This window comes from Paraglaciecola polaris LMG 21857 (assembly GCF_000315055.1).
Lineage (GTDB): Bacteria > Pseudomonadota > Gammaproteobacteria > Enterobacterales > Alteromonadaceae > Paraglaciecola > Paraglaciecola polaris.
Genome location: NZ_BAER01000023.1, coordinates 71,399 through 94,424, shown reverse-complemented (window position 1 = coordinate 94,424; position 23,026 = coordinate 71,399). Strand labels below are relative to the sequence as shown.

23 protein-coding genes and 1 pseudogene are annotated in these 23,026 nt (G+C 44.5%); 15 read left to right on the top strand and 9 right to left on the bottom strand.

The genetic code is table 11. The features are described from left to right. Positions 1–139: 139 nt before the first annotated feature. Positions 140–772, bottom strand: coding sequence for a CPBP family intramembrane glutamic endopeptidase (locus tag GPLA_RS04210; protein ID WP_007103590.1), 633 nt, complete (start codon positions 770–772; stop codon positions 140–142). Positions 773–1,040: 268 nt separating this feature from the next. Between GPLA_RS04210 and GPLA_RS04205 the strand changes: the two genes are divergently transcribed. Beyond that, complete coding sequence (locus GPLA_RS04205; protein WP_007103589.1) at positions 1,041–1,511, top strand: Dps family protein; 471 nt, start codon at positions 1,041–1,043, stop codon at positions 1,509–1,511. A gap of 58 nt (positions 1,512–1,569) precedes the next feature. Here the strand turns inward: GPLA_RS04205 and GPLA_RS04200 are convergent, their stop codons facing one another. From GPLA_RS04200 to rppH, 5 genes and pseudogenes are all read right to left on the bottom strand, one after another. Then, a complete protein-coding gene (locus GPLA_RS04200; RefSeq protein WP_007103588.1) occupies positions 1,570–2,352 on the bottom strand; it encodes a RhlG family 3-oxoacyl-ACP reductase in 783 nt (260 codons plus the stop codon). A 157-nt stretch (positions 2,353–2,509) separates the two neighbouring features. Next, positions 2,510–3,350 (bottom strand): annotated as a pseudogene (gene lgt / locus GPLA_RS04195) (prolipoprotein diacylglyceryl transferase). Positions 3,351–3,359: 9 nt separating this feature from the next. Beyond that, on the bottom strand, positions 3,360–4,160 hold the full coding sequence (locus tag GPLA_RS04190; RefSeq protein WP_007103587.1) for a sulfite exporter TauE/SafE family protein: 801 nt from the start codon (positions 4,158–4,160) through the stop codon (positions 3,360–3,362). Positions 4,161–4,175: 15 nt separating this feature from the next. Further along, positions 4,176–6,464 (bottom strand): phosphoenolpyruvate--protein phosphotransferase, encoded by a 2,289-nt coding sequence (gene ptsP / locus GPLA_RS04185; RefSeq protein WP_007103586.1) that lies wholly within the window; start codon positions 6,462–6,464, stop codon positions 4,176–4,178. A 9-nt stretch (positions 6,465–6,473) separates the two neighbouring features. Then, entirely contained in the window at positions 6,474–6,998 is a 525-nt protein-coding gene (gene rppH, locus GPLA_RS04180) for an RNA pyrophosphohydrolase (protein ID WP_007103585.1), read from the bottom strand. Positions 6,999–7,144: 146 nt separating this feature from the next. Between rppH and GPLA_RS04175 the strand changes: the two genes are divergently transcribed. Then, positions 7,145–7,699 carry a lysoplasmalogenase gene (locus GPLA_RS04175; RefSeq protein ID WP_007103584.1) on the top strand — a complete coding sequence of 185 codons (555 nt, stop codon included), beginning with the start codon at positions 7,145–7,147 and terminating at the stop codon, positions 7,697–7,699. Continuing rightward, positions 7,689–8,360 carry a DNA mismatch repair endonuclease MutH gene (mutH, locus tag GPLA_RS04170; RefSeq protein ID WP_007103583.1) on the top strand — a complete coding sequence of 224 codons (672 nt, stop codon included), beginning with the start codon at positions 7,689–7,691 and terminating at the stop codon, positions 8,358–8,360. Before GPLA_RS04175 ends, mutH begins: the two co-directional genes overlap by 11 nt. A 71-nt stretch (positions 8,361–8,431) precedes the next feature. On the opposite strand, the gene GPLA_RS04165 is transcribed toward mutH, so the two are convergent. The 3 genes from GPLA_RS04165 to GPLA_RS04155 all read right to left on the bottom strand — a co-directional run bounded on the left by GPLA_RS04165 (position 8,432) and on the right by GPLA_RS04155 (position 13,078). Beyond that, on the bottom strand, positions 8,432–9,862 hold the full coding sequence (locus GPLA_RS04165) for an aldehyde dehydrogenase family protein (protein WP_007103582.1): 1,431 nt from the start codon (positions 9,860–9,862) through the stop codon (positions 8,432–8,434). A gap of 10 nt (positions 9,863–9,872) precedes the next feature. After that, positions 9,873–11,513 (bottom strand): acetolactate synthase large subunit, encoded by a 1,641-nt coding sequence (locus GPLA_RS04160; RefSeq protein WP_007103581.1) that lies wholly within the window; start codon positions 11,511–11,513, stop codon positions 9,873–9,875. A gap of 176 nt (positions 11,514–11,689) precedes the next feature. Next, positions 11,690–13,078 carry a CYTH domain-containing protein gene (locus GPLA_RS04155; RefSeq protein WP_007103579.1) on the bottom strand — a complete coding sequence of 463 codons (1,389 nt, stop codon included), beginning with the start codon at positions 13,076–13,078 and terminating at the stop codon, positions 11,690–11,692. A 156-nt stretch (positions 13,079–13,234) separates the two neighbouring features. Between GPLA_RS04155 and GPLA_RS04150 the strand changes: the two genes are divergently transcribed. The 12 genes from GPLA_RS04150 (at position 13,235) to GPLA_RS04095 (ending at position 22,968) form a co-directional block, all read left to right on the top strand. After that, positions 13,235–13,834, top strand: a complete 600-nt coding sequence (locus GPLA_RS04150; protein ID WP_007103578.1) for a TIGR04211 family SH3 domain-containing protein — start codon at positions 13,235–13,237, stop codon at positions 13,832–13,834. 73 nt (positions 13,835–13,907) lie between these two features. Further along, positions 13,908–14,546 carry a LysE family translocator gene (locus tag GPLA_RS04145; RefSeq protein ID WP_040513879.1) on the top strand — a complete coding sequence of 213 codons (639 nt, stop codon included), beginning with the start codon at positions 13,908–13,910 and terminating at the stop codon, positions 14,544–14,546. A gap of 43 nt (positions 14,547–14,589) precedes the next feature. After that, positions 14,590–15,093, top strand: a complete 504-nt coding sequence (locus tag GPLA_RS04140) for a DUF2062 domain-containing protein (RefSeq protein ID WP_007103575.1) — start codon at positions 14,590–14,592, stop codon at positions 15,091–15,093. A 1-nt stretch (position 15,094) separates the two neighbouring features. Then, positions 15,095–16,858: a TIGR03545 family protein gene (locus GPLA_RS04135; protein ID WP_007103574.1), complete on the top strand. Its 1,764-nt coding sequence runs from the start codon at positions 15,095–15,097 to the stop codon at positions 16,856–16,858. Between the two features lie 206 nt (positions 16,859–17,064). Beyond that, the gene (gene ftsB, locus GPLA_RS04130) at positions 17,065–17,343 is read left to right on the top strand and encodes a cell division protein FtsB (protein ID WP_007103573.1); all 279 of its coding nucleotides are present in this window, start codon (positions 17,065–17,067) and stop codon (positions 17,341–17,343) included. A gap of 6 nt (positions 17,344–17,349) precedes the next feature. After that, entirely contained in the window at positions 17,350–18,045 is a 696-nt protein-coding gene (ispD, locus tag GPLA_RS04125; RefSeq protein WP_007103572.1) for a 2-C-methyl-D-erythritol 4-phosphate cytidylyltransferase, read from the top strand. After that, on the top strand, positions 18,042–18,533 hold the full coding sequence (gene ispF / locus GPLA_RS04120) for a 2-C-methyl-D-erythritol 2,4-cyclodiphosphate synthase (protein ID WP_007103571.1): 492 nt from the start codon (positions 18,042–18,044) through the stop codon (positions 18,531–18,533). Before ispD ends, ispF begins: the two co-directional genes overlap by 4 nt. A 2-nt stretch (positions 18,534–18,535) precedes the next feature. After that, complete coding sequence (gene truD, locus GPLA_RS04115) at positions 18,536–19,588, top strand: tRNA pseudouridine(13) synthase TruD (protein WP_007103570.1); 1,053 nt, start codon at positions 18,536–18,538, stop codon at positions 19,586–19,588. After that, complete coding sequence (gene surE / locus GPLA_RS04110) at positions 19,585–20,331, top strand: 5'/3'-nucleotidase SurE (RefSeq protein WP_040513877.1); 747 nt, start codon at positions 19,585–19,587, stop codon at positions 20,329–20,331. The genes truD and surE overlap by 4 nt, the downstream gene beginning before the upstream one ends. Before the next feature lie 89 nt (positions 20,332–20,420). After that, a complete protein-coding gene (locus tag GPLA_RS04105) occupies positions 20,421–21,059 on the top strand; it encodes a protein-L-isoaspartate(D-aspartate) O-methyltransferase (protein WP_007103568.1) in 639 nt (212 codons plus the stop codon). An 81-nt stretch (positions 21,060–21,140) separates the two neighbouring features. Next, positions 21,141–22,082, top strand: coding sequence for a DUF368 domain-containing protein (locus GPLA_RS04100; RefSeq protein WP_007103567.1), 942 nt, complete (start codon positions 21,141–21,143; stop codon positions 22,080–22,082). A gap of 67 nt (positions 22,083–22,149) precedes the next feature. After that, entirely contained in the window at positions 22,150–22,968 is an 819-nt protein-coding gene (locus GPLA_RS04095; RefSeq protein WP_007103566.1) for a peptidoglycan DD-metalloendopeptidase family protein, read from the top strand. Positions 22,969–23,026: the final 58 nt, after the last annotated feature.

The window sequence follows — 23,026 nt, the reverse complement described above, 5'->3', positions numbered from 1 at the left end:
TAAAATCGCACAAAATGCTTTTTTAGTGCTTGTCAAAAACCGGCATTTAACAGTAAGTACCGTATTAATTAACGTTAAACCAACAACTGAGTAAGTAATGCGACGACCGACAACTCACTGCCAATATAAATACCTGTGTTTATATATTTTGCGTCAGCAGAAAAACGCCCACCCCTAGGGTGAATAAATAAGACCCCCATAGGGTATGTTCCACAACCACCACCAATGTTGAGCGTGACTTAATGTATCGGTAACCAAAAAGTCCGCCCCCGATAAACGACAATCCGACCGCGATCCAATTTCCGTAGACCACATGGGCAAGTGAAAAACTGACTGTGCTCAACGCCCAACGAATGTTCTTTGACGGAATAATATGTTTGTAACGGTGAAAAAAGAAAGTTCTAAAAATCACCTCTTGGGGGATCACCGACACAATAGGATAAATCGCCAAGGTCAATAACCAAAACTGCACATCTTCTCGAGGTAATTTAAATAAAATGTGTGGCGCAAAAAAATACACCAGCAATGCAAGTGCAATTGCCACGGGTACAAAAACCTTTAATGATGCTCTGATATGCAGCCAAAATGCGTCCGTATGCCACAGACGAAAACGCTTAAAATTCACGTCTTTCCATAACAACAACAGACAATACCCTCCCATTAAAATCAACAATGGCATGAGCCAAGTATCGTAATCAGTCATGAGAAATAGAATTAACAATGGGGTACATAAAAATAGAAAGGTCAGCTCTGACCAACGTAACAATTGCATAAATACACTCCCAGGTGATTTATTATACAATTATTGACCGCATTTTGTTCATTAAAACGTCACCTAAATATGCAAGCAAGTTATATGGGTTAACGAGTATTTATCAAAAGGATAATTTTTACATGCTGTAAAACGGATCGAAGCGCAATTACGTTATTTTTCGACCTTCCCCTTGTAAAGCACAAGCTTGCGACGCATATCACTAGAGTATTAAGTGAATATTTTTAAATTTTCGTTCCTTTTCATAACTTTATTTAGGGAGATAGACATGACAACCATCGATATTGGTATCAGTGAAACAAATAGATTAAAAATTGCTGAGGGACTAAAAGCCTTGCTAGCAGATTCTTACACCTTGTATCTACAAACCCATAATTTTCATTGGAACGTGACTGGTCCACAATTCCGTGAACTGCACTTAATGTTCGAAGAGCAATATACCGAGCTTGCGACCGCAGTGGATGATATTGCAGAACGGATCCGTACCCTAGACGTTGCCGCCCCTGGCACATACAAAGAATTTGTTAAGTTAAGTTCAATTAAAGAAGTTGACGGTGTACCAAAAGCAGCTGAAATGGTTGATCTTCTTACCAAAGGCCATGAGCAGGTGGTAAAAACGTCTCGGGATGTACTGAAATTAGCCCAAGCAGGTGATGATGAATCAACGGCAGCATTAGTTTCTGACCGCATGCGTATTCATGAGAAAACATCTTGGATGTTGCGCGCTACCCGCAAATAATAAGCGCCATATTAAGGGCTAGTTTGCTAGCCCTTAACTCTTTAGCAGTCCTGTGTTGTTAGTTTACTAGGGTTGTTCCGCCGTCAACCGGTAGAATCTGCCCTGTCATAAAACCACCAGCACGACTAGCCAACATAACGGCAACCCCTGCGATGTCAGCACCTTCTCCCCAGCGACGCATGGGAATTGACTGCAACTCTTCTTCAAACGCTTCTTTATCGTCACTTAAAAACTCGGTCATTTTCGAGTAAAAACGCCCTGGTGCGATGGCATTAACCCGAATATGCTTGCCCACCAACTCGTTAGCCAGTACACGAGTCACTTGATGTATAGCGGACTTAGAAACTGCATAGCTAAAATTATCTAATCCATTGCCTACAATACCGGCTATCGAGCCAATATTGATTACCGAAGATGTGTTGCTACTCGTCGCGTTTTTCTCCAAAAGCGGTGTTAACGCTTGTGTTAAAAAGAACGGGCTTTTGACGTTAAGATCCATCACTTTATCCCAGCCTTTTTCGGGAAACTGACCAAATGGTGCCCCCCAAGCTGTACCCGCATTATTCACCAACACATCAATGTGCTGTTCACGCTCAGTGAGTTGCTTAACCAAGTCCATGACACCTTCACTGGTGGCAACGTCACCTACCAGCGCCACACAATCACCAAATTGACTCAATTCTTGTGCCGCATCTAAACATGCCTGAGCTTTACGTGCGGTGATGTAGACCCGTTTAGCGCCAGCTTGCAGGAAACCTTGCGCCATGAAAGCACCTAAACCACGTGAACCACCGGTTACCACACAAACTTTGTCCTGCATTGAAAACAAATTTTCCAACATTTTCTTCCTCCTGAACATAAATCAACCATCGTTGATTGAGATTAACAAGAAGTCTTGATGCTGATTATTTTTTAGGGTGATAAATAAGTATCGCGCGTAGCAATAAAATGACTAACAGAACTGACCCACGTTTAACGTGGGTCAGATAATCGAGGAACTATGTTTTTGCCGGTTTACTTGCAGTAGTTGATGTTTCGGCCATTTTGTTGCGGCGCAATGCCCAAACCATTAGCGCAATGCCACCTATGATCATAGGCGCTGACAGAATTTGACCTTGGGAGATGCCTAAAGAAAACGCACCTTCATACAGACCAATGTGCTGATCTGGCTCGCGGAAAAATTCCACAAAGAAACGGAAACTACCGTAACACAGCAGGAATAACCCACTGACAGCTCCAATAGGTCGTGGTTTGCGAGAGTACAACCAGAGGATCAAAAACAACGCGACCCCTTCAAGCGCAAACTCGTATAGTTGTGACGGGTGACGTGGAAGCGCCCCAGCCCCCGGGAATATCACCCCCCCAGGATACATCCGTCGTGCGTCCCCACAGCTCTGCATTAATGAAATTACCAATACGTCCAGCGCCTAGACCAATAGGCACTAAAGGAGCGATGAAGTCTCCTACCTGCAAAAAAGTACATTTCGCTTTGCGAGAGAACCACCACAATGCGGCAATAACCCCCAACAAACCACCATGGAAAGACATGCCTCCAGTCCAAATTTTAAATAAATACATGGGATCAGACAAGAATAATTCAAACTGATAGAAGAGCACGTAACCTATACGGCCACCTAAAATAACCCCCAAAAAGCCCCAAAATAATAAATCGCTGAGCTGATCTTTACTCCAGTTGGTACGCGACAAACGCACACCAGCCAACCAAAACGCGGCAGCGAAGCCAACTAAATACATTAAGCCGTACCAGCGTAAACTAAGAGGTCCAACACTGAAGATGATGGGATCTATCTGGGGAAACGTAAAATAACTACTGACCATGTTGCGTTTTTATCCTAATAACATTCGAAGACTAACAATGACTAAAAAGCCGGCAAAAATTTTCTTTAAAAGCTGTGTATCTAAACTACGACTTAGTTTTGCCCCCACGCCAGCAGTAAACACCGAGGTAGTCACAATCCCAAAAGTAGCGGGCAAATATATGTATCCTATAGCCCACTGGGGTAAGTGGGCGTTATCCCAGCCTGCCACGATAAAACTGGCAGAACCAAACAACGCAATAACTAACCCGCTAAAAGCTGCACAACCAATCGCTATGCGTATATCAACCCGACACCATAACAATGCAGGCACCATAATAGCACCGCCGCCAATGCCCATAACCGACGATATACAACCCGTTACCACACCGATAACAATCAATAACTGCTTAGAGACATCTCTTTTCGCCTCCTTGTTCCCCAAGAACACCATTTGCCCTGCAATCACTAACACTAAAGCAGCAAATAAGGTTTTTAGCGCCTCAGCAGGGATCGTGGTAGCAAACTGAGGGCCAATAATGGCTCCCATCGAGATGCCTAAACCAGTCCACAATAAATAAAACTGACGTAAATTTCCTAGTTTATAGTGGGCCCGAGATGAAGATATAGCCGTCAGCACTATGGTCGACAGTGAGGTAGCAATTGCCATGGGCATAGCCACCTCAAGTGGAAGATGCACGTGTTCAATGAGCAAATAGAGTAAAGAAGGAACGATAATTAAACCGCCGCCTATGCCTAGCAGGCCAGCAAACAAGCCCACAACTGCACCAAGCACTAAACACACAAGTAAGACCAATAATGCGGGATCCACGTTACATCACTCCTGTTAGATACCCGCGCGGATTAAACCGCCAAGACCAACCGATTCTAAATACAAATTGACCCGCTCACGGACTTCCTTGGGCTCGTTCATTGCTAAAACTTCGTCCAGTAGCACTTTCGCTTCATTTAAGCTCGCACTGCGCACAACCCATTTTATTTTCAATAAACTATGACTGTTCATACTCAACTTACGATACCCCATCGCCATCAAAAGAATGGTTCCGCCGGGCTCACCTGCTAACTCGCCACATAAGGTGATAGGTACGTCTAACACGTTTGCCTGCTGAGCAATATGATATAAAGCGGCTAAAACAGCAGGGTGATAACTATCATATAGATCAGAAACGCGTGCATTATTTCTGTCTACCGCGAGCAAATATTGAGTTAAATCGTTACTGCCTACCGAGAAAAAATCGACTATTTTAGCTAATTGTGGCAATTGATACATCACTGCTGGCACTTCAAGCATGACGCCAATTTGCGGATGATACAATTCACCGTCTTTTTCTTTTGCTTCTTCTTTTACTTCAAAAAAAGCCTGACTGATTAAACGCTTAGCTTCAAGTACTTCACTGACTGAGGTAATCATTGGTAGCATTATCTGCAAATTACGGAGCCCGATACTGGCACGCAGCATAGCTCGAATCTGTACCAGAAAAATCTCTGGATGATCTAACGTTAGCCGAATTCCTCGCCAGCCTAAAAATGGGTTCTCCTCAGTTATCGGAAAATAAGGTAGAGGTTTATCACCGCCCACATCCAGCGTACGCATGGTAAAAGGTTTATCTGGCTCGGCACTGAGCATTGCTCGGTACAGCTCCACCTGCTCTTTCTCAGTTGGAAAGCGTTGGCGCATCATAAACGGAATTTCGGTACGGAATAACCCGACGCCGTCAGCATAGTTTGAATAGGTGTTTTCTATTTCAGCTGACAAACCTGCATTAACAAACAGATGCAACTGACAATTATCTTTCGTTAGCGTAGGCAAATCATCTTGAGCGAGAATTTTCTCACTCAACAACTGCTCTTCATGAATAAGCTGCTGGAACTCACGGTCAATCGTCTGGTTAGGCGATACGATGATCGCACCGGTATAACCATCGAGTAAGATTTCTTTATCATTGAGCAATGACAAAGGCACGCCTGTCACCCCCATAACCGCGGGAACGCCCAGTGCGCGGGCCATGATGGCGGCATGCGAGTTACTCGAACCGCGAATGGAAATCAAACCGCACAATTTGCCTTTCGGAAACTCTGCCAACATAGTCGCGGTCAGCTCTTCTGCTACCAAAATACATTTATCTGGCAATTCAGCACGCGTCAAACGACTCGTATCTAGATTCAGTAGGTTGGCCAAAATACGGTTGGAGAGATCTTCCACATCAACCGCTCTTTCACGCATGTACGCATCACTCATGGCCTGAAATTGCGCGATATATGTTTCTACCACCATTTTCAATGACGTCGGTGCGTCCCATCCTGCCGTAATTTTTTGCTCGACTTCCCGTCCCAAACTATTGGCATCCAGCAAGTGATGGTACAAGGTAAAAATAGCTTGTACATCGTCAGGCACTTGCCCTTGAATACGCTGGGATAACACTTCGACTTGTGCTCTGGTCTCCATAACGGCAGCGCGATAATTTTGTATTTGGATTTCACGATCTGGACTGCGCTTGGCTACGTGGTTACGCAAATTAACCAATAAATTCTGTACCACCCCCACACCAGCAGCAAGTCCCGAAGAACCCGGCACGCCTTTCAGGCTTTTTATATCATTTTGCTCGGGATGATCGTCACTCAAGCTAAAACGACCGCGAGCCTCAGCGTTGACTATTTCCACCGCCAATTGCATGGCCAGCGTCACTAAAAAAGCTTCTTCATCTTGGCTAAAAAGGCGCTTGCGCTGTTGCTGTAAAGTAAGTACCCCCAAGACTTTACGTTGATGAATAATGGGGGCGCCTAAAAAAGCGTGGTACTGTTCTTCTTGCACTTCAGGATAGTGTTTGAATCTGGGATGAGTCTGGGCATTGCTTATGTTTATCGGTTCTTCACGCTGACCAATTAAGCCGATGAGACCTTCTGAAAAACCTATGGAAACCTTACCAATAGCACTTTTCGCCAAGCCTTCGGTTGCACGCAATGTGAAGTGTTGCTTTTCGTAGTTCGCCAGATAAATACTGACCGAGTCGACTTTAATCGCCTCTTTGAGACTCTTTGCCACGCCGCTAAGCGCATCATCTAGGACGGGATTTTGATTGACCTCTTTAACGATGCGTTTTAGCTTGGTTAACATATCAGCCCTTTAATTTTTGCGTCTACGTTTACTTCTTTGACCTTGGGCAGGTTTGGAACTTAATGCCATAGCCGTGGGCGCAAACTCTTTCATTGCTCTGCGATACACCTCACGCTTAAACGATACTACATTGCGCACCGGGTACCAAAAACTTACCCAACGCCAGTCGTCAAACTCAGGATGACCTGATTGTAGCAAATCAACATCTTGCTCTTTACATGTCAGTTGTAACAAAAACCATTTCTGCTTTTGTCCAATACAAACAGGCGCACTGCCTTGACGGATCAAGCGCTTCGGTAGTTTGTATCGTAACCAATTCTTGGTTACCGCTAAAATTTTTACTTGTTCTGGTTTAAGCCCTACTTCCTCGTAAAGTTCGCGATACATGGTTTGTTCAGCAGTTTCACCTTCATCGATTCCGCCTTGCGGAAACTGCCAAGAATGTTGACCATAGCGCCGGGCCCAAAAGACCTGACCTAAGCTATTGCAAATTACTATGCCAACGTTGGCGCGGAATCCTTCGGCATCAATCACTTAGACTCCCGAGAATTCAATTCTTTTATTGACTGGCATTCTTCCATAAACTACTGACTATGCATAGAATAATCACAATAATTTACGGGGTATTAGCCCTTAGCTATATTGCAACGACATTCGTTAACACGTATTCGTGGAGCTTTTTGCATAAAGCGACGCCCATCTTGTTGCTCTGCATAATCATCTGGCAACGCACTTCACTTCCGAGCAAACTGTTATTATGCGGGGCATTAATACTCAGTGCCACTGGCGATATGTTACTCGCTTTGCCCATTGAAAAGAGTTTCCTGTTAGGGCTAAGTGCCTTTGCTGCAGCGCATATTTTATACGCGCTATTTTTATATCGATGGCTGAATTGGCAACAAATTAACGTCTTATCAGTGGTTATTTTTACCGCATACCTTATAACAATGATGTTTGTATTATTACCGGCCGTCGTCGAGTTACGTGTGCCAGTGTTAGCTTACTTTTGCGTTATCAGTGTTATGTTTGTCACGGCATTTGCGGCCAATACACAAGATTATACATTACGTATTGGCGCGCTGTTTTTTGTCGCATCAGATAGCCTTTTGGCCATAAATGCCTTTATCACTCCCCTACCGTTGCAGTCCGTATTGGTTATGGGTACTTATTACGCAGCCCAGTACTTTATTGCACTAGGCTGCCTGCAATTAACAAAAGAACACCATGTTTCCTAATTCACCACCAAGCAGTATCGATGAGCTACTTCAGCGGGCAGAACAGTTAGCTGGGTTGACCTTAGGAGAACTAGCCCACAGTGCCAATATTCGCGTACCAAAAGACTTCAAGCGAGAAAAAGGCTGGAGCGGTCAGTTACTCGAGTTAGCCTTAGGCGCACAAGCAGGCTCCAAGGCGCAACAAGACTTTGCCAATATAGGTGTCGAACTAAAAACCATTCCGATTGATGCAAACGGTAACCCCCTGGAAACAACTTATGTTTGCTACGCCCATTTAACAAACGTGGCTGGTAGTCAGTGGCAAACCAGCAGTGTGCGCAATAAACTGGGTAAGGTATTGTGGGTACCCATTGATGGTAGACGCGATATTCCGCCAAGTGAGCGCTGTATCGCTACACCATTTTTATGGTCTTTACACGGACAGCAAGAACAGTACTTGCGCCAAGACTGGGAAGAAATAATGGATATGATCGCCATGGGTGAAATAGAAAGTATTACCGCTCGCCATGGTGAGTACCTTCAATTACGTCCTAAAGCTGCCAATGGTAGCGCCCTAACAGACGCCATTGGCCAAAATGGCCAAATAGTGCAGACACGGCCCAGAGGGTTTTATCTAAGAAAAGAATTTACCGGTAAAATCCTAGCCGACTACTTTGCATAATCTTTCCCACGAGATTAAAAAATAAAAAAGGCGCCAATTGGCGCCTCAATTTAATGACTAAAATGACTAACTTACTGAGGTGTACGCAGCACCATCAATCTAATTTCGGTCATATCTTCCATGGCATATGTGATCCCTTCACGGCCAAGGCCTGATTCTTTCACCCCACCGTAAGGCATGTTGTCTACCCGCCAACTAGGCACATCACCAATGACCACGCCGCCTACATCTAGCTCGTCCCAGGCTTTATGGGCTTTGTAAATATCACGGGTGAACACACCAGCCTGCAGGCCAAACTGACTATTATTCACTTCTTTCAACGCTTCATCAAAGTCACTGAACGAGCTAATGATAGACACGGGGCCAAACGCTTCTTCAGAGTTGACTGTTGCGTCGTGGGCAACGCCTTCAAGCAAGGTAGCCTGTAACATAGCACCATCACGCTTACCACCGGCTAACAGTGTTGCGCCGCCTTTGACCGCCTCTTGGATCCAATTATCTAAACGCTCGGCTTCTGATTCAGAAATCATCGGCCCGATAAACGTATCTTCATCAAGTGGATCACCGTGTACTAGGTTAGCTACTTTGTCGGTGTATCGCTGTTTGAATTCGCTATACAGTTTTTCGTGGATCAAAATACGTTGCACACTGATGCAACTTTGCCCTGATTGGTAATAGGCGCCAAAAATAATACGCTCAATCGCATCATCAAGGTCAGTATCTTCATCGACCACACATGCAGCATTACCACCAAGCTCTAAAATTACGGGTTTTTTACCTGCTTTGGCTTTTAAATCCCAACCGACTTGTGGTGAACCGGTAAAGCTGAGTAATTTAAATCGTTCATCTGTGGTGAATAAGTCAGCACCATCACGGCTACAAGGCAAAATTGAGAATGCCCCTTCAGGTAAATCCGTTTCAGCTAAAATTTCGCCGATGATAATCGCCCCTAACGGAGTACGGCTTGCTGGCTTCATAACAAACGCACAACCTACCGCAAGCGCTGGCGCGATTTTATGCGCCGCCAAATTCAATGGAAAATTAAACGGTGAAATAAATGAACATGGACCAATCGGCACTCGTTTATACTGACCTTGATATCCCTTAGCGCGAGGAGTAATTTCAAGATTAAGCACTTCGCCTTTCATGCGCACCGATTCTTCAGCAGCAATTCTAAAGGTGTCGATTAGACGTGTGACTTCACCTCTGGCGTCTTTAATCGGTTTACCAGCTTCAATACACAGTGCATGTGCTAATTCATCAAAGCGTTCTTCAAAACGCTTAACACAATGGTTCAGAATGGCCTGTCGTTCATAAGGTGCCATTTTATTAAGTAATGGCTGCGCTTTTTCAGCAGCTGCGATGGCTTTATCAATGACCTCGGCGTCAGCCAGCGCGGCATAAGTAGCGACCTCTCCGGTGTATTTATTAGTGATCTTCAAATCGCGGTTTGCATACACTGCTTTACTTGCCAAATAATAGGGATATTCTTTTTCTAACATGCTGTTTTCCTTATAATTTCTGACTACGTTCACGGATGGTTTCGTTCAACATTTTGTCATTTAGGCTATAGTCGACCGGGACGTCAATAACGTGTACACCGGGATCTGCCAAGCAGGCTTTTACCAGAGGCAATATTTCATCAGCCGCTTCGATTCTCCAACCTTTGGCACCATAGCTTTCTGCGTATTTAACAAAATCAGGGTTGCCGTAATCTAAACCGTAGTTTGCAAATTGCATGTTGGCTTGTTTCCATTTGATCATGCCATACGCATCATCTCTTAGAATGATGACGACTATGTGCAATTTCAACCGTACGGCGGTTTCCAATTCTTGACTGTTCATCATAAACCCGCCATCTCCACACACAGTCAACACGGGTTTATCTGGGTGAACCATTTTTGCGGCCATGGCTGAGGGCAAACCTGCCCCCATGCTGGCCAAAGCGTTATCTAACAACAAGGTGTTGGTCAATGCTGCAGGGTAGTTGCGCGCAAACCAAATTTTATATACGCCATTGTCTAACGTGACTATGCCATCTTTAGGCATCGCTTCACGTATATCGCGCACAAACCTTTCTGGTAATACAGGAAAACGATCATCGTTTTCACTTTCAGCTTTATGCTCTAAAAATGCTTGATGCGCCTTCTTGAAAAAACTAAATTCCCATGCACTTTGCTGCTGAATTTTTTCTTTGATCTGCCAAATACTATTGGCAATATCGCCCACCACTTCAAGTTGTGGAAAATAAACGGGATCGACGGCGGCGGTTTCAAAATTAATATGAATAACTTCTCGACCACCGTGTTTCATGAAAAATGGTGGCTTTTCTACCACATCATGTCCAACGTTAATGATTAAGTCAGAGCTGTCGATGATTCGGTGCACAAAGTCACCTGATGAAAGCGCGGTATTACCCATAAATAATTCATGGGACTCGTCCAGTACCCCTTTCCCCATTTGAGTGGTTACATAAGGAATGCCGGTTTTTTCAACGAATTCTTTTAGCATTTTTGACGTCAGTTTGCGATTTGCCGCAGCGCCAATCAGTAGCAAGGGGGAACGTGCTCCCTCAATCATCTCGATGGCTTTATTAATCGCTTTATATTCGGCAATCGGACGACGAGAGATACTGGGTTTTAGTAACTGAGCTTGGGTTGTTTCAGCGGCGATATCTTCCGGCAACTCAATGTGTGTTGCGCCAGGGCGCTCTTCATGAGCAAGTCGAAATGCTTCTCGCACCACAGACGGAATACGATCACCGCTAACCACTTGGGTAGTGTACTTGGTAATAGAGCGCATCATATCGACTACATCTATCACCTGAAAACGGCCTTGCTTACTGGTTTTTACTGGCTTTTGTCCGGTGATCATCAACATGGGCATGGCGCCTAATTGCGCATAAGCACCGGGCGTAACTAAGTTAGTGGCCCCTGGACCAAGAGTCGATAAACACACGCCCACCTTACCGGTTAACCTGCCGTAAGTGGCAGCCATAAAGCCGGCCCCCTGCTCATGTCGGGTTAAAATTAACTTAATATCTGAGTCTCGTAGGGATTCAAGTAAATCTAAGTTCTCTTCACCGGGGATCCCGAAAATATATTCAACACCCTCCGCCTCTAGGGCTTTAACAAATAAATCTGACGCTTTCATTTCATCTCCACTTTGTTGTTAAGCGCGCTCAGTGCGCAGGTTTTCACCATTATGCTTTTCATGATTGTGCGCTGCTGGCGCCGACCGGTATTCAATCAACCGCGCTCGCGTTATGTTAACTAGCATGCCATTTAACAAAAAAGATGAAAGTACGAAAAACCGATTAGTTAAATCGATTAAATCTTAGTACACCAAATACGTACTTTTTCACTTATTTCAGGCGTTAACGCTAATTCACCTTGTTTCAGCAACGCAATAAGACCAGCACTCAAGCTAGTTTGATCTTCTTGACGTAAAACAGACCATGGAGCAACAGGACAATCAAGAAGTTTTGGCAATTTCAGCTCTAACCACAAGACCTTGCAAACGGCTAACTTGTTGCATTCATTTTCTGAGTGGCTATCGAGATGACGCAAAGTCCTGTGCACAAAACTCTTCAAATCACTATCATCAGTTATATGCGCATTTACCCCTTCCACAAGGAGTGCACCAATACTCAGTTGTAACTGCATATATTGCCGATCAGTGAGTAGCTCGTTTAGTTTTGTCAGTAAGTCTGAACTGGCAACCAACCTTACCAGCTCAGCTTTAAGTACAGACGCTTGTGGTGCATCGGCAAGAAAGCTACTTTCAGTGAGATTGAGTGCCTGTATATATAAATCAACCTCCTGTTGTTGGTGCAGTAGATGTGCTACTTGCTCACTGAGTGAGGAGATCTCTTGGCCTAATGACGAGGCAAATTGGGCTTGATACAAATCCAACGAGCCTTGCACCAAACGCATACCGGCAGTCATGGTGCGCCAGTCATCTATGCTCTGACTTTGATAAAATGCAGCTTCCCCTTGCTGCCACACAGCAAATGCTTGCTCCAGACCGGACAGTGCATTTTGGATAATAGATAGGCCAGCGTTTACGGTGAAATTTTCCGGCGCTTGGTAATGCTCCTGTTGAAGGTTATCTGCTAAGCGGTACCCGCGCGCGGCTTTAGATTGCAAGCCGAAGCGTAAGGGAGTGATGTCAGCGAGTTGTTTAGCAATATAAAATATAGCGCCGGCAGAGCCACTTTTTAATTCGAGCTCTACTTCACAAATATCAAGATTGCGTCCGCCAGCACTAACGCTGCCAATATCTATGACTAACTCGATCTGTGAGCCGTCGGTCAACGTCAGTAAAAAGGTATCCCTGAAAAAGTCAGTTGAAAACATCAGGTATAACTCTTTCTCTAGCATGACAATACTTACTGATTCCGGCCAAATCCTAGGATCAAATAGCGTTAACTGTAAGTCTGGACTGGCGATAGGAACATTATATTCTGGCCGATGGTGCATACCCGCTACCACACGTCCTTTGGTTTTTATCGTTTGTTCAAATTCACCGTTGCAGCCACGAATGCGCAAACCGATGTCATGCTTGCGTAATGTTCTCTGGGGAGTTTCGAAGTAATCATTGCGCAGTTGCTTACCGGCAGAATCCGTGTAATTTATCGCACTTTGCATTAACCAAGATGAAATATCTTGCTGTGCGCTTGGGGTTGCGAGCAACTTTAATTCAATTTCTATGTCCATAGTGACTGTCATTTAATTTTAAAAAAGTACCTTACCTTTCCCCCTTAAGCAGTACAACGCAAAGGTCAAGGTTTAAGACTAATCCGGTTCACCTCTTGCCTTTCCAATAGCTAGGCCATAAGATCGAGCCAGACATTCAGAGACTATATATTTATTATGCTAAAGCGATTTTTGATCAGTGTTACCTGCGCCTTATTTTTGTTGCCAATTACCCAAGCAAGTGCTCAACAGCCACAAGGGGAAACGCAATATATTTCGGATGATTTATTTACCTTTTTACATTCAGGACCCGGTAGAAATTACCGTATTTTAGGTTCTGTTATTGCAGGCGCTGAAGTACAAGTATTGCGTACAGACAGTGACAGTAATTACGTAGAAATTGTCGATGACAAAGACCGCACAGGCTGGGTAGATGGCGAGTTTGTCAGCCCGCAGAAAAGTTTACGAGAGTTAGTACCTGGGCTTCAACAGCAACTTGCTGATGCAACGCAAAATACCAGTGCGCAACAAACTGAAAACGAAACCTTACGTCAGCAATTTTCTGAGCTGCAAACCCAGAATAGTAAGCTCACCAAACAGCTTAAAACCCTTGAAGAACAAAATGCCGATTTTAGCCAAAAACTAGATTCAGCAGATCAAACAGCCAAAATGCAGTGGTTCACACGCGGTGGTATTGTGGCACTCATCAGTCTGATTTTAGGTGTGATCGTTGCTTACTTGCCGAAAAAACGTCGCAAAAGCGACACTTGGATGTAAATTTGTACGCTATCCCGCATAAATTATAAAGCCGCCCAAAGGCGGCTTTTTTTTTAACATTAAGGATTTATTGATGCCATCAATGGACATATTGCTGTCTTTCTCTCTTGCAGCATTGCTGTTAAGTCTGTCACCAGGTCCATCCAACCTTTATATAATGGCGCGCAGCATAGGCCAAGGACAGCAAGCTGGTATCGCCGCGGCAGGTGGTATGGCAGTGGGATCGTTTGTCTATGTTCTGGCCACGGCATTTGGTTTGGCGGCGATATTTATCTACTCCCCTTTAGCCTTTATGTTATTAAAGCTTGCCGGTGCAGCTTATTTGCTCTACCTAGGTTGGCTATACCTCTTTAGTAACAAGCATGACGACAGCAAACCTCGTGTTACTTTGATGCCTATTCCGCGTATTTTTGCCCAGAGTATTGTCGTTGAACTAACCAACCCAAAAACTGCGCTGTTTTTTATTGCTTTTTTACCGCAATTTATTAAGCCTGAGTCAGGCGCAGTGATCGGCCAATTTGCTGTATTAGGTATGATGTATGCACTGATCGCCTTTATTTGCGACGTATGTGTAGCACTACTTGCGGGAAAATTGGGGAAATGGTTAACCCGTCATCCCGCTTTTGAAATATGGCAAAACCGCCTCAGTGGTGGTCTTTTGCTATCACTTGGCAGCTTTATTGCGGTTGATGAACTGGTCAGTCGCAGCTAACGTTATTCATGATTGAAATTACAAGTAATATAAGGACTTACCTATGCAACTATTAGCTAAGCTGCTAAAAGCATTGAACTCGGACGATAGCCCCTGGCAACTGGCTTTTGGTGTCATGTTAGGAATGATAATGGGTTTAACCCCTTTTCTGGGTTTACACAGCGTTTTGATTCTGTTTATCGTACTTTTTTTACGCGTTAATCTTAGTACGTTTTTACTCGCCTACGCACTATTTTCCGGCTTTACCTTAATACTCAACCCTATGATGGCGGATATTGGTGAATCTCTACTCACATCCTCAGACTTAAATGGGATGTGGACTAACCTCTACAATTCGACCTTCGGTCAGCTTATGCAATTTTACCATACCCTCACATTAGGCAGCTTATTGTTCAGCTTAATTTTAGCCCCTTTTATTTTGGTTATCAGCAAAGTATTGATTGTTCAATACCGCGTAAGGTTCATGCAGTGGGTCAACAAACTGAAAATTGTTCAGGTCATCAAAAGTAGTCGTGTGTTCCAACTTTACCAAGCATTAGGAGAGTAATATGCAAAAACTCATTCGTTGGCCTGGGCTTATCGCATTCTTCGTTATCACAGGGCTGATTGCTGCTATCGTTATTCTGTTTTTAGATTTTTGGATTAAGCTCGCCGCAGAAAAGGGCTTAGAGTCCAGCACAGGTGCGGAAGTGAATATAGCCCAAGTCACCCATACATTTTCCCCATTTGGGGTAACGTTAACCGGCATTCAGTTAACGGATCCCGCTACTCCCACGTTGAACCAAGTGCAAGCCGATGAAGTCACGGCGCAAATTGAGCTGGCTCCCTTATTATTGCGTAAAGTGATTATTGATGACCTGACCATTAGTGGTGTGCAATTCGCTCAACCGAGAGAATCTGAGGGCGCGGTATATCGCACTGCTAGTGCGGCAATAAAAGAAGAACTGCAAGAAGCGTTCGACCCTAAAAACCTGCCCAGCGTGGATGAAATACTCGCCCAGTCGCCGCTCAAAACGACCAAAGCAGTAGAGGAAACTCAAGCGGCCTATAAAAAGCATAGCGAGATATTAAAAGAAAAATACCAGCAACTACCCAGTAAAGATGCTTTAGAAAACTACAAAAAACGCGTTGAGACGATCACTAACACTGATTATAAAAACCTGGTAGAACTGGCTAAGGCAAAAGAAGAATTTGATGCCCTGCGTGCAGAAATTCAAACCGACAAGCGCAAACTGACAGAGTTTAAAGAAGCAGCAAGTGCAGCAAAGGGCGACATGGCACCTAAGCTAGCTAAGTTAAAATCAGCACCAGGGGAAGATTACGCACAACTACAAGCGTTAATTGCCGGCGATGAAGGGGCGATTAAAGATGTCACCACTATGGTATTTGGAGAAAAAGCCGGCGAATTCAGCCAGTATGTGCTGGGCGCTTACGATTTAGCGGCCCCAATGTTAGCCAGCAGCAAAGCAGAACAGGCGGAAGAGCAAGCGTATAACGGTCGCTGGGTAGCGTTCGACGATACCGCTGCGCTACCCGACTTTTTGGTTCGAAATGCAGATATTTCTATCAAATGGCGTACGGAAAGTGTGCTAAGTATATGGCATGACATTACCAACCAACATGACAAAATCGGCCGTCCTACCACATTTAAAGTCGATTCAAATGCCAGTTCGTTATGGCAATCACTAAAATTAAATGGCGATTTTTGGTTGAACGACACGGGCGTAAAAGCCAATCAGGATTGGAATTTACGCGGGCTGGCGTTAGCGGATGTAGACCTGCTGAACCAAGAAAAACTGTCATCTACTTTACTTAAAGGTTTATTGTCTAGTTCAGGTAAGGCAAGTATCAATAAAAACGTCATTTCAGGTTCAGGCAACGCGGCGCTTAGTCAATTGCAACTTACCGCAACCGGCAGTAACAACCTCACGAATGTGATTGCTGAAACCTTAACAGGTTTATCTAATATGAGCATCAACTCAGATATTAGCGGTACTTTGGGTGATATGGATTTAAGCTTTAGCTCTGATTTAGACAAACAATTGGCTAGTGCCATGTTGTCTAATCTAAGTGGCGACCAAAATAGCAAGCTCGCTGAGCTTAAACAGAAACTCAATGCTAAAATCGAAGGGCCGTTAGGCGCAACCGATTCTGAAATGAGCCAATGGTTGGATTGGGAAAAACTTGCTGATGGTGACTTAAGCAGTATACAAGGCATGCTGGATAGCAAGTTAAATAGCGTGGTAGATAAAAAGAAAGACGAACTCAAAGATAAATTAAAAGATAAGCTAAAAGGCAAACTTTTTAACTGATCCTGATGTGCTTATGAACGCGATCCTCTTTGTTGTTGGCGCAAATCATCTATTGATATGAGGCCAGTTTATCCCAAACTGGCCTTTTTTATCCGTCAGCTGGCAGAACACCAACCTAGACCAAGCGTTTCACTAGCCGCGCCGTTAAAACCTCGGCATAATACGCCCAACGAATTATTCATCAGTCTTACAAGGAGCCAACAATCATGAAAGTAGTACCCATACTCCTTTTTGCTTTGTTGGCTGCATTACAATATCGTTTATGGTTTGGCAAAAATAGTATTCCCGAGTATGTTGCAATGGAACAATCAGTGGCCGAGCAAGCAGAGCAGAACGCGGGGCTGTTACAGCGAAACAACTTGCTTGAGGCTGATATTCGGGATCTTAAAGTAGGTCTTGAAGCGGTAGAAGAAAGAGCAAGAAACGAGCTTGGTTTGATTAAACAGGGTGAAACCTTTTATCGTATATTACCCAGCGAAGATTGACCTAATATGTCCTCACTCCCCCAATACACAGTGATCGTGCCTGCCGCAGGCATAGGTCAACGAATGCTAGCCGATAGACCCAAGCAATATTTGACCATAGCCGGCAAAACAATTTTAGAACACACCCTAGAAAACCTTTATGCACATCCACAAATTAAACATGTCATCGTTGTTCTCAATGCAAAAGACGATTACTTTGCCAGCTTACCCCTAGCATCAAAATCTTGGATAACACGGGTTGACGGAGGCAATGAGCGCGCCGACTCTGTACTTGCTGGGCTCGATAGCATGAACAACGAAAAATGGGTATTGGTGCATGATGCGGCACGTCCATGCTTGGATCATGACGACTTGAGCAAACTGTTGCTAGTCGCTCAACGCTCAGCATACGGTGCGATACTCGCTTGTCGTGTTCGCGATACGATGAAGCGTGCTAATGATTTACAAGAGATAACCCACACCGAAAGTCGTGATAATTTATGGCATGCCCTTACACCACAATTTTTCCCGTTGGTTCAACTGCGTGACGCCCTGCACAAGGCAGCTAGGTCTCAGGTTAAAATAACCGATGAAGCCTCCGCTATAGAATGGGCACAAGGTACGGTGCATTTGGTTGAAGGCCGAGGGAGTAATATTAAAGTGACCCAACCAGAGGACTTACAATTGGCCGAATTTTATCTTCAACACAAGGCAGCTTTATGAATATACGTATAGGTCATGGTTACGACGTACATAAATTTGGCGACAGTGGGCCCATTACCATTTGCGGCGTTAAAATTGACCATGAACAAGGTCTACTCGCCCACTCCGATGGTGATGTTGCCTTACATGCATTATGCGACGCTTTACTCGGCGCACTCGCCCTAGGTGATATAGGCCGACACTTCCCTGACACTGACGCACAATTCAAAGGTGCTGACAGCCGAGTATTATTGCGTCATGTAATGAAACTAGTAGAAGAGCACGGTTATCAAATCGGCAACCTGGATTTAACCATAGTCGCTCAGGCGCCTAAAATGGCTCCTCACATAGCCACTATGTGTGAAAATATTGCACAAGACGTAAGCGCACAATTGAATCAAGTCAACGTAAAAGCCACCACGACAGAAAAATTAGGCTTTGCTGGACGCAAAGAAGGAATTGCCTGTTACGCAGTGGTCTTGTTAACAGCAAGCGAAGTAATCAAATAACGATGCAAATTGACAATTGGTTTTACCTGCATCCCAAACCTGCTACCTGTGGCATATTTAAACAACAAGCTGACGATTTTGTTGTGCAAGAAATACTCGGCTACGATCCCCAAGGTGAAGGTGAGCATATTTACCTTTGGGTGCGAAAAGAGGGACTCAACACTGCTTATTTAGCGGAACAAATTGCCAAATTTGCTCAACTGCCGTTACGCGCAGTCACATATGCCGGTCGTAAAGACAAACATTCGGTCAGTGAACAATGGTTTGGTGTACATAAACCAGGCAAAGCCGAATACGACTGGTCAGCCTTGAATGTACCCGGCGCCAAGGTCGTTAAAGCTATCCGGCATAATAAAAAACTGCGCACAGGGGCATTGAAAGGGAATAAATTTACAATTTTACTGCGCAATATCACGTCCCCAGACGGCTTGGCCGGACGTATCGAACAGGTATGTAAAAATGGCGCGCCAAACTATTATGGTCCCCAGCGATTTGGTGATAGCCGCTACGATCCCAAGGGCAGTAACTTAGTACTCGCTGAAAAAATGATTAACGGAGAAGCGATACGCAACCGCAACAAGCGTTCGATGGCGATATCTGCGCTGCGCTCATGGTTATTCAACGAAATACTCAGTGAACGTATCCAAGCAGGTCATTTCGCCACTCCCATCAGCGGTGATGTAATGTCACTAGCCGGTAACGCCAGCTATTTCGTTAGCGAAGCCATAGATGACGACATCAGAAAACGTTTAACAGAGCGTGACATAACGCTGTCAGCACCCCTATGGGGCAAAGGTGAATTGCCTTCGACGGGTGCGACCTTGGCATTTGAAACGCGCGTTGCTGCAAAACACCCTAAAGTCACGGAAACTTTGATTTCTTTGGGCTTAGAGCAAGAACGACGTCCTATCGTTTTGTATCCTGAAAATCTAAGTTGGTCGAGGGAGCAAGACCATTTACGTATTGCCTTTGATCTGCCCGCAGGTACCTTTGCTACTTCTGTATTACGTGAGATATTGAACGTAGAAACAGCAGAAATAGGTCCCTCAGAATGAGAATTCTCCTCAGCAATGATGATGGAGTGTTTGCCCAAGGTTTAGCTGAATTATACCGAGAGCTAAATGAGGAACACGAGTTAACCGTTATCGCACCTGATCGTAACTGTAGCGGGGCGAGCAACGCGCTATCGTTACAACATCCTTTACGCATGGAGCGTATGCAAAGTGGGTTTTATGCGGTCAACGGCACTCCTTCTGATTGTGTGCATGTGGGGGTAAACAGTTTTTTGCAGCAAGATCCTGAATTGGTCATATCAGGAATTAATCACGGTGCAAATCTGGGAGACGATGTTATTTACTCAGGCACAGTGGCGGCAGCAACTGAAGGTAGATACATGGGATTACCCGCCATTGCGGTATCGCTATGTGCGCACACCAGTGATAACTTTATCAGCGCGGCTAAGTTTGTGCGGCGCATTGTAGAGCACTTACAGGCCCATCCATTGCCAGCCGATCAGATTTTAAACGTCAACATTCCTGATTTGCCCTACGACGAAATCAAAGGGATAAAAGTGACTCGCCAAGGCCGGCGGCACAGAGCTAAAACCATGATCAAGGATGTAGACCCAAGAGGGAAAACAATTTATTGGTATGGCACCGTAGGTGACGAGCAAGATGCAGGTCCAGGGACCGATTTTCATGCAATTAGTGAAGGGTATTGCTCAGTTACCCCTTTGTCAGTGGATATGACCGCTCATCAATCCCTTGAGGATGTGCGACAATGGATAACGAAAATATAATGATTAGAAACGGCATAATACACTCGATTAAGTGATTATCGCCGTTCACCATTTGGCATTAATAACACACACGTTGGATAAACAGTTAAATGAGAGTTTCTTCACGCAAAGGGGAAAGCCTAGCCCACCTGTTAAAACATGAAGGCATCCATAATGCTTCGGTCCTAAATGCAGTGGCATGCATTCCTAGAGAATTGTTTTTGCCCGACGCATTGCGTCACAAAGCATATCAGAATACGGCTTTGCCTATTGGTCAAGGCCAAACGATTTCTCAGCCTTATATTGTCGCAAAAATGACTGAGTTGCTGTTAGCTTCAAGCAATGCGCCAAAGGCAGTACTCGAAATCGGCACGGGCTCAGGTTATCAAACCGCCATATTGGCGCAATTATTTGACAAGGTATTCAGCGTAGAGCGGATCAAGAGTCTGCAATTTCAAGCAAAGCGCAGAATGAACCAATTAGATTTACACAATGTCTCCATGAAGCACGGTGATGGGTGGCAAGGTTGGGCAAGTAAAGGGCCGTTTGATGCCATAATTGTCACAGCCGCAGCAAGTCAGGTGCCAGCGAAATTAGTCGAGCAACTCAACGACGGTGGTCGCCTAATTATTCCTGTTGGCGAACAAAGTCAGCAACTGCATTGTATTACCCGAGAGGGAGAAGAGTTTAACGAACAAATAATTGAAGCGGTACGCTTCGTACCACTTGTCGCAGGGGACATCATTTGATGTGCCTTATACCAATCTGACAAAGCTACCCAAGACAATGAATCTTGGGTACTGATAACAATTTTTATTGGCTGGAAAATAATGCAACGTAAACGATCATGGAAAGAATCCCTAGCCCTAATGGCAAAAGGCATGGTAATGGGTGCAGCAGACGCTGTACCTGGTGTATCCGGAGGTACAATTGCGTTTATTACCGGAATTTATGAAGAACTCATCTATTCCTTAAAGCAGTGTGGCCCCGAAGCAATTAAGGTGCTTCTTCGTCAAGGGTTTGGCGCAATGTGGCAGCATATTAATGGCACTTTTCTCACTACCCTGCTGTTTGGTATCTTATTGAGCATCTTGACCGTTTCTAGGATCGTATTGTACTGGCTAGACACCTATCCCGTCTTATTATGGTCGTTTTTCTTCGGTTTAATATTGGCCGCAATCTGGTCGCTTATAAGACATATTGAGACATGGAAACTCAATACCGTGATTTTCTTTTTAATGGGTACTCTAGCGGCCTATTTAATAACCATGATCCCCCCAAGTGCGATTGAGCCCACTAATTTATTCATCTTTTTATCTGGCATGTTAGCCATATGCGCCATGATTTTGCCCGGTATTTCAGGCAGTTTTATTTTATTGCTATTGGGAATGTATACGCCAATTTTAACGGCCGTGAAAAACCTCGAAATATCAATTTTGAGCCTTTTTGCTGCGGGCTGTGTGGTAGGGCTGCTGAGCTTCTCACGCATTCTAAATTGGATGTTTAGCGTGCATCGCACGCTCACGTTAGCACTGCTGGGTGGCTTTATGCTCGGTTCGCTGAATAAGGTCTGGCCGTGGAAACACACCTTAGAATCAACGGTGAATAGTCATGGTAAAACTATCCCCTTGGTGCAAGAAAATATGTTACCTCACTCATTCGAAATAATGACGGGTCAGCCCTCTTATGTATGGTACGCCATCGCGCTAACGATATTTGGGGCGGGCATAGTATTATTACTGGATAAAGTAGGTTCAACACCTCGGGAGTGAGCTTGTTAGCCTTAGACCTAGTGTTACATTCAGCGATTTTTTGCCACCACCTAAGCAAGCTTTGCCCATGAAAGGAGCATACGGGTGGTGTGTGCTTTTTTGTTGTCTGCTATTAACGGCTTGTTCGGGTCGTAAGGCCCCCGCGCCAGTAGCCGAACTGTACCAAGGAAAAACCTTTCGGGATGTCCAAAAATCATCCTATAATTCGCAAATCTATACCGTTGAAAAGGGCGATACACTCTTTTCAATTTCCTGGAAAAGCGGACAAGATTACCGCGATATTGCCCGCTTCAACAATATACGACCTCCGTATAATATCTTCCCTGGCCAACGTTTAACGCTCAAAAAACAATCAAGGTCAATCATCAAAAAGTCTAATAATGGCACTGGTCTGAGTTCAAAATCAAAATCAAATCAAGTAGTTGACCCCCCTAAAAAGCAGGCGTATGGTGAATCTAACGCCACTGTTAAAAAAGAGGTGATTACCTCTTCCAGTAGTGAGTTCCCGAATAAGATCACAGCATGGCTATGGCCAACTAAAAATACCGTTTCACGTGGTTTTTCCAACACAGAACACGGCAACAAAGGCTTAGATTTTAATGGAACTTTAGGGTCACCTATTTTGGCGACTGCTGCAGGCAAAGTTGTTTACACAGGGGATGCCCTGCGTGGATATGGAAAGCTAGTTATAGTGAAGCATTCAGATTCATTTTTGAGCGCTTATGCACACAACGACAGCATCCTAGTGAAAGAACAACAGTGGGTTAGGGCAGGACAAAAAATTGCGACTATGGGAAAAAGCGGTTCCGACACAGTCAAACTTCATTTTGAAGTGCGCTACAAGGGCCAATCAGTAGACCCGCTACGCTATCTGCCTAAACGATAATAACAATAAATAAATATAAAAAAATCAGGAGAAGTTTAGGAATTTGTTTTAGCTAAGG

What these genes read in the sequence shown, in the direction of transcription:
- GPLA_RS04210 (WP_007103590.1), bottom strand. Translation starts at nt 772, where the DNA reads ATGCAATTGTTACGTTGGTCAGAGCTGACCTTTCTATTTTTATGTACC.
- GPLA_RS04205 (WP_007103589.1), top strand. Translation starts at nt 1,041, where the DNA reads ATGACAACCATCGATATTGGTATCAGTGAAACAAATAGATTAAAAATT.
- GPLA_RS04200 (WP_007103588.1), bottom strand. Translation starts at nt 2,352, where the DNA reads ATGTTGGAAAATTTGTTTTCAATGCAGGACAAAGTTTGTGTGGTAACC.
- ptsP (WP_007103586.1), bottom strand. Translation starts at nt 6,464, where the DNA reads ATGTTAACCAAGCTAAAACGCATCGTTAAAGAGGTCAATCAAAATCCC.
- mutH (WP_007103583.1), top strand. Translation starts at nt 7,689, where the DNA reads ATGTTTCCTAATTCACCACCAAGCAGTATCGATGAGCTACTTCAGCGG.
- GPLA_RS04165 (WP_007103582.1), bottom strand. Translation starts at nt 9,862, where the DNA reads ATGTTAGAAAAAGAATATCCCTATTATTTGGCAAGTAAAGCAGTGTAT.
- GPLA_RS04160 (WP_007103581.1), bottom strand. Translation starts at nt 11,513, where the DNA reads ATGAAAGCGTCAGATTTATTTGTTAAAGCCCTAGAGGCGGAGGGTGTT.
- GPLA_RS04155 (WP_007103579.1), bottom strand. Translation starts at nt 13,078, where the DNA reads ATGGACATAGAAATTGAATTAAAGTTGCTCGCAACCCCAAGCGCACAG.
- GPLA_RS04150 (WP_007103578.1), top strand. Translation starts at nt 13,235, where the DNA reads ATGCTAAAGCGATTTTTGATCAGTGTTACCTGCGCCTTATTTTTGTTG.
- GPLA_RS04145 (WP_040513879.1), top strand. Translation starts at nt 13,908, where the DNA reads ATGCCATCAATGGACATATTGCTGTCTTTCTCTCTTGCAGCATTGCTG.
- GPLA_RS04140 (WP_007103575.1), top strand. Translation starts at nt 14,590, where the DNA reads ATGCAACTATTAGCTAAGCTGCTAAAAGCATTGAACTCGGACGATAGC.
- GPLA_RS04135 (WP_007103574.1), top strand. Translation starts at nt 15,095, where the DNA reads ATGCAAAAACTCATTCGTTGGCCTGGGCTTATCGCATTCTTCGTTATC.
- ftsB (WP_007103573.1), top strand. Translation starts at nt 17,065, where the DNA reads ATGAAAGTAGTACCCATACTCCTTTTTGCTTTGTTGGCTGCATTACAA.
- ispD (WP_007103572.1), top strand. Translation starts at nt 17,350, where the DNA reads ATGTCCTCACTCCCCCAATACACAGTGATCGTGCCTGCCGCAGGCATA.
- ispF (WP_007103571.1), top strand. Translation starts at nt 18,042, where the DNA reads ATGAATATACGTATAGGTCATGGTTACGACGTACATAAATTTGGCGAC.
- truD (WP_007103570.1), top strand. Translation starts at nt 18,536, where the DNA reads ATGCAAATTGACAATTGGTTTTACCTGCATCCCAAACCTGCTACCTGT.
- surE (WP_040513877.1), top strand. Translation starts at nt 19,585, where the DNA reads ATGAGAATTCTCCTCAGCAATGATGATGGAGTGTTTGCCCAAGGTTTA.
- GPLA_RS04105 (WP_007103568.1), top strand. Translation starts at nt 20,421, where the DNA reads ATGAGAGTTTCTTCACGCAAAGGGGAAAGCCTAGCCCACCTGTTAAAA.
- GPLA_RS04100 (WP_007103567.1), top strand. Translation starts at nt 21,141, where the DNA reads ATGCAACGTAAACGATCATGGAAAGAATCCCTAGCCCTAATGGCAAAA.
- GPLA_RS04095 (WP_007103566.1), top strand. Translation starts at nt 22,150, where the DNA reads ATGAAAGGAGCATACGGGTGGTGTGTGCTTTTTTGTTGTCTGCTATTA.